12 protein-coding genes are annotated in these 14893 nt (G+C 55.2%); all 12 read left to right on the top strand.

The window, feature by feature from the left end; all coding sequences use genetic code 11:
• Window positions 1-11: 11 nt before the first annotated feature.
• On the top strand, window positions 12-1103 hold the full coding sequence (pheA, locus tag ACQCLF_RS12340; protein WP_426987694.1) for a prephenate dehydratase: 1092 nt from the start codon (window positions 12-14) through the stop codon (window positions 1101-1103).
• A 2-nt stretch (window positions 1104-1105) separates the two neighbouring features.
• Window positions 1106-3364 carry a bifunctional prephenate dehydrogenase/3-phosphoshikimate 1-carboxyvinyltransferase gene (locus ACQCLF_RS12335; RefSeq protein WP_426987692.1) on the top strand — a complete coding sequence of 753 codons (2259 nt, stop codon included), beginning with the start codon at window positions 1106-1108 and terminating at the stop codon, window positions 3362-3364.
• A 122-nt stretch (window positions 3365-3486) separates the two neighbouring features.
• Window positions 3487-4398, top strand: a complete 912-nt coding sequence (cysD, locus tag ACQCLF_RS12330) for a sulfate adenylyltransferase subunit CysD (protein ID WP_426987690.1) — start codon at window positions 3487-3489, stop codon at window positions 4396-4398.
• Window positions 4399-4455: 57 nt separating this feature from the next.
• Complete coding sequence (cysN, locus tag ACQCLF_RS12325) at window positions 4456-5868, top strand: sulfate adenylyltransferase subunit CysN (RefSeq protein WP_426987688.1); 1413 nt, start codon at window positions 4456-4458, stop codon at window positions 5866-5868.
• 244 nt (window positions 5869-6112) lie between these two features.
• On the top strand, window positions 6113-6376 hold the full coding sequence (locus ACQCLF_RS12320) for a ComEA family DNA-binding protein (RefSeq protein ID WP_426987686.1): 264 nt from the start codon (window positions 6113-6115) through the stop codon (window positions 6374-6376).
• Between the two features lie 185 nt (window positions 6377-6561).
• A complete protein-coding gene (gene pyrF / locus ACQCLF_RS12315) occupies window positions 6562-7281 on the top strand; it encodes an orotidine-5'-phosphate decarboxylase (protein ID WP_426987684.1) in 720 nt (239 codons plus the stop codon).
• Between the two features lie 56 nt (window positions 7282-7337).
• Window positions 7338-8024: a (d)CMP kinase gene (cmk, locus tag ACQCLF_RS12310; RefSeq protein ID WP_426987682.1), complete on the top strand. Its 687-nt coding sequence runs from the start codon at window positions 7338-7340 to the stop codon at window positions 8022-8024.
• A gap of 27 nt (window positions 8025-8051) precedes the next feature.
• Window positions 8052-9407 carry a phosphomannomutase CpsG gene (locus ACQCLF_RS12305; RefSeq protein WP_426987680.1) on the top strand — a complete coding sequence of 452 codons (1356 nt, stop codon included), beginning with the start codon at window positions 8052-8054 and terminating at the stop codon, window positions 9405-9407.
• A 26-nt stretch (window positions 9408-9433) separates the two neighbouring features.
• Window positions 9434-10321 carry a UTP--glucose-1-phosphate uridylyltransferase GalU gene (gene galU, locus ACQCLF_RS12300; protein ID WP_426987678.1) on the top strand — a complete coding sequence of 296 codons (888 nt, stop codon included), beginning with the start codon at window positions 9434-9436 and terminating at the stop codon, window positions 10319-10321.
• Window positions 10322-10379: 58 nt separating this feature from the next.
• Window positions 10380-11810: a mannose-1-phosphate guanylyltransferase/mannose-6-phosphate isomerase gene (locus ACQCLF_RS12295; RefSeq protein WP_426987676.1), complete on the top strand. Its 1431-nt coding sequence runs from the start codon at window positions 10380-10382 to the stop codon at window positions 11808-11810.
• 425 nt (window positions 11811-12235) lie between these two features.
• Complete coding sequence (gene rpsA, locus ACQCLF_RS12290) at window positions 12236-13915, top strand: 30S ribosomal protein S1 (RefSeq protein ID WP_426988024.1); 1680 nt, start codon at window positions 12236-12238, stop codon at window positions 13913-13915.
• Window positions 13916-14160: 245 nt separating this feature from the next.
• Entirely contained in the window at window positions 14161-14667 is a 507-nt protein-coding gene (locus tag ACQCLF_RS12285; protein ID WP_426987674.1) for a DUF6795 domain-containing protein, read from the top strand.
• Window positions 14668-14893: the final 226 nt, after the last annotated feature.

The raw sequence follows: 14893 nt of genomic DNA, 5'->3' as shown, positions 1-14893 counted from the left end.
GGCATTCTCTTATGAACGAAACAGAACAGCTTAAAGCGCTGCGCGACCGTATCGACGCCATCGACGATGAGATCGGTAAACTCATTTCCGAGCGAGCCCAGTGCGCGCAGGATGTGGCCGATGTTAAGAAAGACAGTGGCAGCGATATAAAAACCTTCTATCGCCCCGAACGCGAAGCACAGGTGTTGCGCAAGGCCATGGAGCGTAATCAGGGTCCACTCAGCAACGAAGAAATGGCCCGGTTGTTCCGGGAGATTATGTCGGCGTGCCTGGCGCTGGAGCAGCCGATCAAAGTGGCCTATCTCGGGCCTGAGGGTACCTTTACCCAGCAGGCCGCCCTTAAGCATTTCGGTCATTCGGCCGTCTCGATGCCGTTCTCGGCCATTGACGAGGTGTTCCGGGAAGTAGAAGCCGGTGCGGTGAGTTATGGGGTGGTGCCGGTGGAAAATTCCACCGAAGGTGTGGTGAACCATACGCTCGATAATTTTATGACATCCAACCTGAAAATATGTGGTGAAGTGGAACTGCGCATTCACCATAACCTGTTGATTTCCGATGTCACCGATGTCAAAAGTATCACCCGGATTTATTCCCACTCCCAATCGCTTGCCCAGTGTCGCAAATGGCTGGACGCCCATTATCCCAAAGCCGAGCGGGTGGCGGTCAGCAGCAACGCGGAAGCAGCGCGACGCTTGAAAGGTGAGTGGAACGCGGCCGCGATCGCCGGCAGTATGGCAGCGGATTTGTATGGCCTAAAGACGCTGGCCGAAAAAATTGAAGACGAGCCGGATAACTCCACCCGCTTTCTGATCATTGGCACGGAGTCAGTGCCCCCGAGCGGCGATGACAAGAGTTCTCTTGTGGTGGCCATGCGCAACGAACCCGGGGCGCTGCACAACTTGCTGGAGCCGTTCCACCGCCATGGCATTGACCTCACCCGCGTCGAGTCGAGACCCTCTCGAACGGGAGTCTGGACCTATGTGTTCTTTATCGACTTTGCTGGCCACGCGGAAGAGCCGGGCGTCAGCGCCGTGCTCAAGGAAGTGGCCGAGAGAGCCGCTGATGTCAAGCTGTTGGGTGCCTACCCCAAAGCGGTGCTCTAACCATGCCTGATGTTACAGGCGTTCGCAGCGCTTCTGCCGTGGGTCCTGTTGTGGGCCGCTTGGTGGTGGTCGGCCTTGGTCTGATCGGAGGCAGTTTGGCGGCGGCGTTGCGCGAGCGAGGCGCCTGTCGCGAAGCGATTGGCGTGGTGCTCCGCGAGGACTCGGCACGCAAGGCATTGGAGCTCGGTGTCGTAGATCGGGTAGTGCCATCGCTCGAGGCGATAGCGGGCGAACTCGGGGCGGACGATGTTATTTTTATCGCCGTCCCGACACTGGCGGTGGCCGAAGTATTGGCCCATATTCGGGACACCGTGTCGCCCGACGTCACCATTACCGACGGTGCCAGCGTCAAAGGCAGTGTGCAGGCGGCTGCGGAAGCCGTCTACGGCACAGTGCCTCCCCAACTGGTGCTGGGGCACCCCATCGCGGGGTCGGAGCGCAGCGGTGTTGCCGCCGCCAATCCGAATTTGTACGACCAGCACAGAGTGATTCTGACACCACTGGACAATACTCGCCCCGAGTCGCTCTCAAAAGTCCGTGCGATGTGGCGGGCTGTGGGTGCGGAAGTATTGGATATGTCCGTGCAAGAGCATGATCAGGTGCTCGGTGCAACCAGCCACTTGCCTCATGCCATCGCTTATTCGCTGGTGGATACGCTCTCGGAGGATATCGCCAATCCGAATATTTTTCGTTACGCGGCGGGCGGCTTTCGGGACTTCACCCGCATTGCCTCCAGCGATCCGGTGATGTGGCACGATATTATGAAGGCCAATCGAGGGGCGGTACTCGATTCGCTGGACCTGTTTATTGATAACCTGACCCGTTTGCGTGCCGCGATTGAGCGGGAGGATGGCGAATACCTGTTGGGTGTGTTTACCCGTGCCAAAGCCGCTCGCGATCACTTCACCAATATTTTGTCCAAGAAGGCGTTTGTAACCACCATGACCACAGGAAAAATTGATTACCTGCTTCAGCCGGGAGGAACCGTAAAAGGCTCTATTCGTGTGCCTGGCGACAAATCCATCTCCCACCGTTCGATAATGCTAGGCTCACTGGCCGAAGGCGTGACGGAAGTGGAAGGCTTTCTCGAGGGGGAGGACGCCCTGGCCACGCTGCAGGCATTTCGCGATATGGGTGTGGTGATTGAAGGGCCGGCCGAAGGTCGGGTCAAGATTCACGGCGTTGGGCTGCATGGTTTGAAAGCCCCCAAAAAGCCGCTTTACATCGGTAACTCCGGTACCACCATTCGCTTGATGTCCGGTATTCTCGCCGGCCAGGCGTTTGACAGTGAAATCAGTGGTGATGAGTCTCTGGCCAAAAGACCCATGGATCGCGTAGCCAACCCGCTGCGTGAAATGGGCGCCGTGGTTGACACCAATGATGGTGGGCGCCCGCCGTTGAAGATCAAAGGTGGGCAAGCGCTCAAAGGAATTGACTATGCCTTGCCCATGGCCAGTGCCCAGGTGAAGTCCTGTGTGCTGCTGGCGGGCCTGTACGCCGAGGGCACCACGCGCGTCACTGAACCGGCCCCCACTCGCGATCACACCGAGCGCATGCTGACCGGCTTTGGTTACGATGTGCGCAAAGATGGCGCGGTGGCGGAGTTAACCGGCGGTGGCAAGCTGACCGGTACACGCATTGAGGTGCCCGCCGATATTTCCTCGGCCACCTTTTTTATGGTGGCGGCCAGCATTGCGCCAGGTTCTGATCTGACCTTGACCCACGTTGGCATCAACCCCACCCGTATCGGCGTTATCAATATTCTTAAAGCCATGGGCGGCGATTTGACGCTGAGTAACGAACGCACGGTAGGTGGAGAGCCGGTTGCGGATATTCGCGTGCGGTACGCGCCGCTAAAAGGCATTCATATTCCCGAAGATCAGGTGCCTCTGGCGATTGACGAGTTCCCGGCGTTGTTCATTGCGGCGGCCTGCGCGGAGGGCGAAACCGTGCTGACGGGCGCAGAGGAACTGCGGGTGAAAGAAAGCGACCGCATTCAGGCCATGGCAGATGGGCTGACCACGCTCGGCATTGATGCCAGGCCCACCCCGGATGGCATTGTGATTCAGGGCGGCACCCTGGGCGGTGGCGACGTGGAAACCCACCACGATCACCGAATTGCCATGTCTTTCGCCATTGCCGCGCTGCGTGCCAGCCAGCCGATTCGTGTCAAGGACGCCACCAATGTGGCCACCTCTTTCCCGACGTTTGTGGCCCTGGCCAAACAAACCGGCATATCCTTAGAAGTAATCGATCATTAGAGAAACAGGGCGTATTACTCTATAATGCGCCGTTTTCAGGCGGCCTTACGACAGGCCTATACCCAATCACCCAGGGCGGGGCGCGGCCAGGCCGCGTCACCCCGATAACAGTGTTGAGCGGAATGTCAGACCAATACAACCTTACCCACCTGAAACAACTGGAAGCCGAGAGTATCCACATTATTCGTGAGGTAGCGGCGGAGTTCGACAACCCGGTGATGCTGTACTCCATCGGCAAAGACTCGGCGGTCATGATGCACTTGGCCCAGAAAGCCTTCCATCCAGGCAAACCACCGTTTCCTTTGATGCACGTCGATACCACCTGGAAATTCCAGGAAATGATCAAATTTCGCGATCAACGAGTAAAAGACCTCGGCTGGGATCTCATCGTGCACATCAACGAGGAAGGCGTAAAAATGGGTGTGGGGCCTTTTACCCACGGCAGCGCCAAGCACACCGACATCATGAAAACCCAGTCGCTGAAACAGGCGTTGGACAAATACAAGTTTGATGCGGCCTTTGGTGGTGCTCGCCGGGATGAAGAAAAGTCCCGCGCCAAAGAGCGGGTTTACTCCTTCCGTGACAAGCACCACCGCTGGGACCCGAAAAACCAGCGCCCCGAGTTGTGGAATATCTACAATGGCCGGGTGGATAAGGGTGAGAGTATCCGCGTGTTCCCGCTGTCGAACTGGACAGAACTGGATATCTGGCAATACATCCACCTGGAAAGTATTCCGCTGGTTCCGCTGTACTTCGCGGCCAAGCGCCCGGTCGTTGAGCGCGACGGAACATTGATCATGGTGGATGATGACCGTATGCCGCTGGAACCCGGCGAAGTGCCCGAGGAAAAAATGGTGCGCTTCCGCACTCTCGGTTGCTATCCCCTGACCGGTGCGGTGGAGTCCGAGGCGACCACGTTGCCAGAAATTATTCAGGAGATGCTGCTGACCCGCACCTCCGAGCGTCAGGGGCGTGTGATTGACCACGACAGCTCCGGCTCAATGGAGAAGAAAAAGCAGGAAGGGTACTTCTAGGGCCTGTTTACTGAACCGCTACGGAACAACGAATTCAAGACCAAGGTATTTGACAGCATGAGTCATCAGAGCGACCTGATCGAACAAGACATCGACGCTTATCTCGAGCAACACGAGAACAAGGAACTGCTGCGTTTTCTCACCTGCGGGAGCGTAGACGACGGCAAAAGTACGTTGATCGGCCGGCTGCTGCACGATTCCAAAATGATCTACGAAGACCAACTGGAATCCATTAGTTCGGACAGCAGCAAATACGGCACCACGGGCGAAAAAGTGGACCTGGCATTGCTGGTGGACGGCTTGCAGGCTGAGAGAGAGCAGGGCATTACTATTGATGTGGCCTATCGCTATTTTTCCACGGCCAAGCGCAAGTTCATTATCGCCGACACTCCGGGACACGAGCAGTACACCCGAAACATGGCCACTGGCGCGTCTACGTGTGACCTGGCGGTGATCCTGATCGATGCCCGCCACGGCGTGATGACCCAGACCCGTCGCCACAGCTACATTGCCTCGCTGCTGGGCATTAAGCACATTGTCGTGGCGATTAACAAAATGGATCTGGAAGGGTTCAGTGAAGAAGTCTTCAACCACATTAAGGCTGACTACCTGAACTTTGCCGAAAAGCTGGACATGAGTGGTGTGCAGTTTGTGCCGATCTCCGCGTTGGAAGGGGATAATGTGGTAAACCGCAGCGAGCAGTCGCCATGGTATACCGGCCCGACGCTAATGGAGATACTGGAAAACGTGCCGGTCATGGCCGAGCGCAATTTCGACGACTTCCGTTTTCCGGTGCAGTATGTCAATCGCCCACACCTGGATTTCCGCGGGTTTTGCGGCACCATTGCGTCTGGTGTTGTGAAGGTCGGTGATGAACTCAAAGTGCTGCCTTCCGGCAAAACCAGCAAGGTCAAATCCATCGTCACGTTCGATGGCGACTTGCCTGAAGCCTTTGTGGGGCAGGCGGTCACACTGACGTTTGAAGACGAGATTGATGTCAGTCGTGGCGACATGCTCGTGCATGCGCGGGATAAGGTCACCCAGACCAATCACTTGAAAGCCCATGTGGTCTGGATGAACGAAGAATCGGGGCAGGTGGGCAAGGAATATCTGTTTAAGTTTGCGAGCAAATCTGTCTCGGGTGCGATAGAAAATATTGATTATCGCGTGGACGTTAACACGCAGGAACAAAAACCCGCCGACAAGCTGCAGCTGAATGACATCGCTGTCACCGATCTGGCTTTTAACCAGCCTGTGGTTGTGGATGCCTACCCGAATCATCGCATGACGGGCTCCTTTATCGTCATTGACCGACTCACCAACATTACCGTGGGCGCGGGTATGGTGATTGAGGGTCTGAAACGCACCAAAACAGCTCACACCAATATCAGTGAATTTGAGCTCGAGTTAAATGCATTGATTCGCAAACACTTCCCGCACTGGGATGCGAAAGACCTAAGCAAACTGTAGAGAACGGGACGGGCGCACCTTTGGGTGCGTCCGCCATGACGCTTTCCCCATCGGTAAAACTTCGCTTCAAACCGTGATCCCAGTCAAACTTTTCAGTCTTGTGGTTGATTTCCTACACGGGGCGACGCTTATTTCTCCTACGCGCCAAATGACTTGCTCTCCATAATTGGCGGGCGTTGTTTATGACGCACTGTGTAATGGTTCAATCCGTTCTTAACTGAAAACATCGTAAAAGGAGTTCACTATGAAACTGTTCCCGTCCTTGTTATCCGCACTGGTTTTGATGTTCAGCGTTGCTGCCTGGGCTGAAGAGCCCGCCTCTGTCAATATCAATACGGCGAACGTCGACACGCTGGCAGCGCTGGAGGGTATTGGTGTCAAGAAGGCCGAAGCCATTGTGGCATGGCGCGACGCCAACGGTGAGTTTGTCAGCCTGGATCAGCTTTCCGAAGTGAAAGGCATTGGTAGCGCGACCATTGAGTCTAACCGAGACCGTATGGCGCTTTAATCACGGCCACCCTACGGTCACTGTAAATTTGCTCGTCATCCCCATGAGCCCGGAGGGGTCTTTGGAGATTTAGACGCTGCAATTTAGTGCCAAATTTGCTTTAATGGCAGGCCCGGACCTTCTCGGTTCGGGCTTTTTTGTGCCCATAGCTTTTGGGCGAGAGTCGTACTGGGGAGAACGAACGCATGCTGAGACCCGAAGCTCCGCGCATTGTCGTGGCGATGGACTATGACAACGTGACCGACTGCGTGAACTTCGCACGCCGCCTCGCTCCGGAAATCTGCCGCCTCAAGGTGGGCAAGGAATTGTTTACCCGCAGTGGTCCCGCAGTGGTGGAGCAGCTACAGAACCTGGGCTTCGATGTTTTCCTGGACCTCAAGTTTCACGATATCCCCAACACGACAGCCGCTGCGGTAAAGGCCGCCGCCGACCTGGGTGTTTGGATGGTCAATGTTCACGCCTCTGGTGGGGTGAGAATGATGTCGGCGGCCCGTGAAGCGCTGGAGCAGTGCTCCGGAACCTCTCGCCCCCTTTTGATTGGTGTCACCGTCCTGACCAGTATGGAAGCCTCCGACTTGAACGCAACGGGGGTTTCACGGTCTCCAATGGAACAGGTGCTGCACCTGGCCGAGCTGACAGAGCAAAGCGGGCTGGATGGCGTCGTCTGTTCGGCACAGGAAGCCTCGGCGCTGAGAGCGGCGAGGGGGGACGGGTTTTGTCTGGTGACGCCCGGCATTCGCCCTATCGAGAGCGCAGCAGACGACCAGCGTCGGACCATGACTCCCGCAGAGGCGATTCAGGCGGGCAGTCACTATCTGGTCATTGGTCGACCCATTACCCGCGCCGAAGATCCTTTGGCCCGGTGCCGCGCTATTGCCGAGGAGGTGGCCGCCGCGGGCCAATGATTCCTCGAAACACCCAAGGCCCCAAAAGCAAGCGCAAGAACGGAGAATTGAATAACGTGACCAAAGACAGTGCAGCCAACGTTGCAATAAAAGTAGTGGCGATTGATGGCCCCAGTGGTGCAGGCAAGGGAACGCTCAGCCGCCTGGTGGCCCAGCGGCTGGGCTATCACCTGCTCGATAGTGGAGCACTTTATCGTCTGACGGCGCTGGCGGTGCTCGAAACCGGGGTCGATGTAGAAGACCCGGTGGCTGCGGCCAAAGTGGCACGTAACCTGAATGTCAACTTTCAACCCGACCAAGAGGATACCCGTATTCTCTTGGATGGCAGGGATGTCTCCGGCGATATTCGCACCGAGCGGGTGAGTATGGCCGCGTCTCAAGTGGCGGCCTATCCCCCCGTGCGGGAGGCCCTGTTGCAACGTCAGCGGGACTTCCGGCAAATGCCCGGACTGGTGGCCGATGGCCGGGATATGGGCACGACCGTTTTTCCGGATGCCAACGTCAAAATCTTTCTCACGGCCAGCCCGGAAGCCCGGGCGGAGCGACGCTATCGCCAGCTGGTCGAGAAGGGCGAGACAGTGGATATGGCCGCCCTTGTGGCCGACATTCGCCAAAGGGATAAGCAGGACAGCGAGCGACCAGTGTCACCATTGAAGCCCGCTCCCGATGCCATATACCTGGACAGCACCGACTTGAGCATTGACGAGGTGCTGGCGCAAATACTCAAACACACTGAATCCTGAATCAACTCAAACCCGGACGGAACGAAAATGAGCCTGACTTGTTTCAAAGCCTACGATATTCGCGGCAAACTCGGCGACGAGCTCAATGAAGATATTGTCTATCGCATTGGTCGTGCTTTTGCCGAATTCCTCAAACCTAAAACCGTGGTGGTCGGTGGTGACGTGCGGGAAACCAGCGAGACCTTGAAGCTTGCAGCCGCGCGAGGGCTTCAGGACGGTGGTGCCGATGTGATTGACATCGGTTTGTGTGGCACCGAAGAAATTTACTTTGCCACCAGCCACTTGAAAACCGACGGTGGCATTGTGATCACCGCCAGTCATAATCCGATTGACTATAACGGCATGAAAATGGTGCGGGAAGGGTCCCGTCCCATCAGTGGCGACACCGGACTGAACGACATCCAGACCATGGCCGAAGCCAACGAATTTCCGTCGGTGGATGACGGGCAGCGGGGCGGTTACCGCAAGGCGTCGGTACTGGATGCCTATGTCGAACACTTGCTGAGCTATGTGGATGTGGCCCGGTTGAAGCCAATGAAACTGGTGGTTAACGCGGGTAATGGTGCAGCCGGTCATGTGATTGATGCGCTGGAATCGCACCTACCGATGATCGAGTTCATCAAAGTACACCACGAGCCCGACGCCACCTTCCCCAACGGTATTCCCAACCCGCTTCTGCGTGAAAACCGCGCCTCCACCAGCGAAGCGGTCATCAAGCACGGTGCTGACATGGGCATCGCGTGGGATGGCGATTTTGACCGGTGTTTTTTGTTTGATGAGAAAGGTGCCTTCACGGAAGGCTATTATATTGTCGGCCTGCTGGCCGAAGCGTTCCTGCTGAAAGTGCCAGGCAGTAAAATTATCCATGATCCGCGCCTGACCTGGAACACCATCGACATCTGCAAAAAACACGGTGGCACGGCGATTCAGTCCAAAACCGGACACTCTTTTATCAAAGAACGCATGCGCAACGAAGACGCCATTTATGGCGGTGAAATGAGTGCCCACCACTACTTCCGTGACTTTGCCTATTGCGACAGTGGAATGATTCCCTGGCTGCTGGTCGCTGAACTGATTGGTCGCAAGGGGCAATCCCTGTCGGAATTATTACAGAACTGCATTGACCGCTTTCCATCACCAGGCGAAATCAACAGCACCGTCGACGACGCTGCCGCTGCTATTGATCGCGTATTCGAGCACTATAAAGGCCAAGCCAATACCATTGACCGGGCCGATGGCGTCAGTATGGAATTCGATAACTGGCGCTTCAATCTGCGCATGTCCAATACCGAGCCGGTCGTGCGTTTGAACGCGGAAAGCCGCGGTGACCAGAAACTGGTCCAGGAAAAAACGGATGAAATTCTCGCGCTACTGAATCAATAAACCATTGAGCCATCTTCAAGGAGTCTATGATGCAAGTAAAAAAAGCCGTGATCCCCGTGGCCGGCCTGGGCACTCGCATGCTGCCAGCCACCAAAGCCATTCCCAAAGAAATGCTCCCGGTGGTAGACCGGCCTTTGATTCAATACGTGATTGAAGAAGCGGCTGCGGCCGGCATCAAGGAAATTGTGCTGGTGACCCATGCCAGTAAAAACTCTATCGAAAACCATTTCGATACCAGCTTCGAACTGGAGGCCCAGCTTGAGGCGCGGCTCAAACGCTCTTTGCTTGAAGAAGTGAGATCAATCACTCCGCCCGGATTGACCGTTATTTCCGTGCGCCAGGCCGAGGCGAAAGGCCTCGGTCACGCGATTCTTTGCGCTCGTCCAGTGGTAGGAGAGGAGCCCTTTGCCGTGTTGCTGCCGGATGTGTTGATCGATAAATACCAGTCCAACTTGCGCAAAGACAACCTTGCCGGCATGACCCGACGTTTCGACGAAACCGGGCACAGCCAGATTCTCGTGGAGGATGTGCCCTGGGAACTCGTTCATAAATACGGTGTGGTCGACTGTGGTGGCCAAGAGCTACAGCCCGGTGGCTTTGCCGCGGTGAAAGGTATGGTCGAAAAGCCGGACAAAGACGCGGCGCCTTCCAATATGGCCATCGTCGGCCGCTATGTATTGTCCAAGTCTACATGGGATTTGCTCTCCAAAACCCAGCCGGGCGCGGGTGGGGAGATTCAGCTGACTGATTCACTGGACGCCCTGGTAACCGATGAAACGGTAGAAGCCTTCCGGATAACGGGGCGCAGTCATGACTGTGGTTCAAAGTTGGGCTATATGACCGCCAATGTGGAATACGGCGTTCGTCATGCTGAAATTGGCCAGTCTTTCGACGAGTTTTTGAAAAGTCGCTAACTGACCAGAATCTTGATGTGCCGTAAAACGTTGTTCGGCAAAAGGAGAACACCATACCATGATCATTCCGGTTATTCTCGCGGGCGGTTCCGGTTCCCGCCTTTGGCCACTGTCGAGAAAACACTATCCAAAGCAGTTGCTGAAACTGTTCGGGGAAACCACCATGCTGCAGCAAACCTTGCTGCGCCTGGAAGGAGTGCCTGACCTGGGAGATCCCATTGTGGTGTGCAATGAAGAACACCGCTTCATGGTGGCGGAGCAGCTTCATGAAATGGGATGTACCAATGCCTCCATTTTGCTGGAACCCGTAGCGCGTAATACGGCGCCAGCCTTGGCTCTGGCGGTGCTTAAGGCTGCATCACTGGAAGATAATCCAACGCTGCTGGTGCTGGCAGCCGATCACATGATTCAGGATACCAGCGCGTTTCGAAATGCGATTCAGGACGCGGTTCAGGCTGCTCAGCTTAACCAGTTGGTCACTTTTGGTATTCAGCCGACCCGACCGGAAACCGGCTATGGTTATATCAAGGTTCGTAACGAAGCCGCTGGCAATGCAGCGGAAGGTCCAGAGGCCGCACAGCCGGTAGAATGCTTTGTCGAAAAGCCCGATCTTCCCACCGCTGAACAGTATGTAGCCGAGGGCAGCTACTTTTGGAACAGCGGCATGTTCGTATTTCGGGCCCAGCCTTTTCTGGATGAGCTTGCCGCGTGTTCCGCGGGGGTACTCGACGCCGCGCGCGACGCTCTCGAAAGCGCTGCGGCTGACCTGGACTTTATTCGTATAGATCGTGAAGCTTTTGCCCGTGCGCCGGATATTTCCATTGATTACGCGGTGATGGAAAAGAGCCGGGCGGTAGTCTGTGTGCCTCTGGATGCCGGCTGGAGTGACGTCGGTTCCTGGCAATCCTACTGGGAGCTGTCTGACAAAGACGAACGAGGCAACAGCTTCGTGGGTGATGCGATTGATGTTGGCTCCCGCGAAACCCTGGTGTTCAGTCACGACAAGCTGGTCGCCACGGTAGGGGTTAATAACCTGCTGATTATCAACACACCCGATGCAGTGCTTGTGGCTGACAAAAGCGAAGCTCAGCAGGTGAAGAAAGTCATTGCGGAAATCGAGAAGCAACAACGCTCGGAGCACCTCCAGCACCGAGAAGTTTATCGTCCCTGGGGATGTTATGACTCGGTTGATGGGGGCGCCCGTTATGAAGTCAAGCGCTTGCGAGTCAAGCCCGGTGCCAGCCTCTCTTCGCAAATGCACTACCATCGAGCGGAGCACTGGGTCGTGGTTAAAGGTACCGCCAAGGTGGAGCTGGGCGACAAAATCATGCTGCTTTCCGAGAACGAGTCCACCTATATTCCCGTGGGGACTCGTCACCGCTTGAGCAACCCGGGGCAGATTCCGCTCGAACTCGTGGAGGTGCGCACGGGGCCGTATCTGGGCGAGGACGATATTCAGCGTTTCGATGACGATTACGGCAGGGTGTGAGAAGCAGAGGGCTTCGGAGCTTCGTAGAGGGGGCTTCGGCGGTATTACCCCCTGTGAGACACGCCGTGGAGCGGGGGACCCGCGATTCGAGCCCCCAGGGATGGGTTTACGGCGTGTCTTGGAGGCATCAGCCCTTCTCAGACCGGGCTCAATAACCTCTCACCTCAACCCCTCTCACTATCTGACAGGTTCTAACCAACCGGCAAGCCTTGTTATATCCCTCCAAATCTGCTAGCCTGCCGCGCTTGCTGGAGACTGTAACCACACATGGACTACTTTCCTGGCAAGGGCGAACCCGGCAGGCGCCAGCTTAGAATGTCGGCTTCGTCATCTCCTTAACCGGCCCGTACCACTGGCAGTACGGTATACCCGTGACAGAGCCCCATCCGGGTTCGGCGGGCATTTATGAAGGTATTTGAATGACCATGAGCGAAAGTTTTGCTGAACTGTTTGAAGAGAGCCTGAAAACCGTCGACATGGAGCCCGGCACGATCGTGACCGGTGTTGTGATCGACGTGGACAAAGACTGGGTGACCGTTCACGCTGGTCTGAAGTCCGAAGGTGTTATTCCTGCGAGCCAGTTCCTGAATGACGAAGGTGAACTGGAGTTGCAAATCGGCGACGAAGTTCAGGTCGCGCTGGAAACAGTGGAAGACGGCTTCGGGGAAACCCGCCTGTCCCGCGAAAAAGCCAAGCGCGCTGAAGCCTGGAAAGTGCTGGAAGCAGCACACTCCGCCGACGAAGTGGTCAAAGGCGTTATCAATGGCAAGGTTAAAGGCGGTTTCACCGTGGATGTTTCCAGCATCCGTGCCTTCCTGCCGGGCTCTCTGGTAGACGTTCGCCCCGTGCGTGACACTACCCACCTTGAAGGTAAAGAACTGGAATTCAAGGTGATCAAGCTGGATCAGCGTCGCAATAACGTGGTGGTATCCCGCCGTGCCGTGCTGGAACAAGCCAACTCGGAAGAACGTGAAGAACTGCTGGCTACCCTGCAAGAAGGTATGGTCATCAAGGGTATCGTGAAGAACCTGACCGATTACGGTGCCTTCGTTGATTTGGGCGGCGTTGATGGCTTGCTGCACATCACCGATATGGCCTGGAAGCGCATCAAGCATCCGAGCGAAATTGTGAACGTTGGCGACGATATCGAAGTCAAGGTGCTGAAATTCGACCGTGAGCGTAACCGTGTTTCCCTGGGTCTGAAGCAACTGGGTGAAGATCCCTGGGTCAACATCACCAGCCGTTACCCGGAAAACACCAAGGTCAAGGCTGTGGTTACCAACCTTACCGATTACGGCTGCTTTGCTGAGCTGGAAGAAGGTGTGGAAGGCCTGGTTCACGTCTCCGAAATGGATTGGACCAACAAGAACATTCATCCGTCCAAAGTGGTGAATGTGGGTGACGAAGTGGAAGTCATGATCCTGGATATCGACGAAGAACGTCGTCGTATCTCTCTGGGCATGAAACAGTGTCAGGAAAACCCCTGGGACGTATTCGCACGCACCTACGCCAAGGGCGATAAAATCTCCGGCAAGATCAAATCCATCACCGATTTCGGTATCTTCATCGGTCTGGATGGTGGCATCGACGGTCTGGTTCACCTGTCCGACATCTCCTGGCACGAAGCTGGCGAAGAGGCCGTACGCAAGTACAAGAAAGGTGACGAGCTGGAAACCGTTGTGCTGGCTATCGACCCCGAGCGCGAGCGTATCTCCCTGGGCATCAAGCAGCTGGAGACCGATCCTTTCTCAGAATACCTGGCAGAGAACGACAAAGGTTCTGTGATCAAGGGTACTGTGAAAGAAGTCGAAGCGAAGGGCGCTACCGTGACTCTGGCGGAAGATGTTGAAGCTTACCTGAAAGCCTCCGAGCTGAGCCGTGAGAAAGTGGAAGACGCGCGCAACGTGCTGAAAGAGGGCGAAGAAGTTGAAGCCAAAATCATCAGCGTTGATCGCAAAAACCGCACTATCAACTTGTCTGTGAAGTCCAAGGACGTCGCCGAGGAGAAAGCGGCGGTGAAAGAGCACAGTGCCAAAACCGCTGAGCAGGCTTCGCCCACCACTTTGGGTGACCTGATCAAGGCACAAATGAAGAATCAAGATTAATTAGCTGTCTTGCATTGTTCGAAAAAAGGCCGGCATTTGTCGGCCTTTTTTTATTTCCAGAAGTGTTTTTGCTCGAAGCGATTCGAAGTAGACAAGGGGTCTGCACTTCATAAGAAGAAGTCACGCCGTGACTCAGTCTGCATTTCGAAGACAAAGAGTTTCCTCTGGCTTGACAGAAAATCCCCAAAGTTTACTATCGTAAAAACATTCAACGGAACCGCCTCGCCTGGCAAACGGACTGCCCGATGATTCAAACTCGCCACATTGTCCTGCTGATTCTGACTGGTTTTTTTGTTCTTTTGTTGCTCATGCTGCCCCCGCAAGGAGTCGCTATGTCTTTATTTCCTAAAAAAGAAGTGGTGCTAAGTTCCCCAATGGAAGGCACTGTTACGTTTAAAGGAAAGCCTGCGGTGGGGGCTGTTCTCAAACGAAAGGTGACATGGGACGGGAAGGACGGTCACTACCACACGGTTTCTACTAATCAGCACGGAGAATTTTCGCTTCCGAAAATTACCGGCCTATGGCGTCCAATGTCGTTTTCTGAGTTTGTCGTTCATCAGGAAATACATGTGACATTCAATGGCCAAAAGTATCTGGTTTGGAAAATGGGAAAAATGGATGAATCTTTGTTTGGCGAGTTAGGCGGACGGCCAGTAGGCCTAACGTGCGAACTGACTAATGAGTTTCAGCGTGTCGATGTGGAACATGGATTGCTTGGAACTGTTTGTACGTGGGATGCAGTTAATAACTGATAGAGAGGAAAGGATGAAAGTATTAACTCCACAGGAAGCCGCCAAATTGGCCGAAGAGGTATACACTGTTCAAGACGAGAGTATGTTGTCGGTGTTTTTGCAGAGTCCACAGTTCTCTCGTTCTGAAGGAGCAAGCTCTCTACTTAATGCGACTGTAGGGTTCAGGTTGTTGAATACAAAGGACGCATTTGCAGTCTGTGTTAAAGGGCGTGAGGCAAGAAGCAAT

It is taken from the genome of Marinimicrobium sp. ARAG 43.8 (assembly GCF_050113635.1).
Taxonomy (GTDB): Bacteria; Pseudomonadota; Gammaproteobacteria; order Pseudomonadales; family Cellvibrionaceae; genus Marinimicrobium.
The sequence above is the reverse complement of the archived record's forward strand: the minus strand, read 5'-3'. Positions and strand labels throughout refer to the sequence as shown.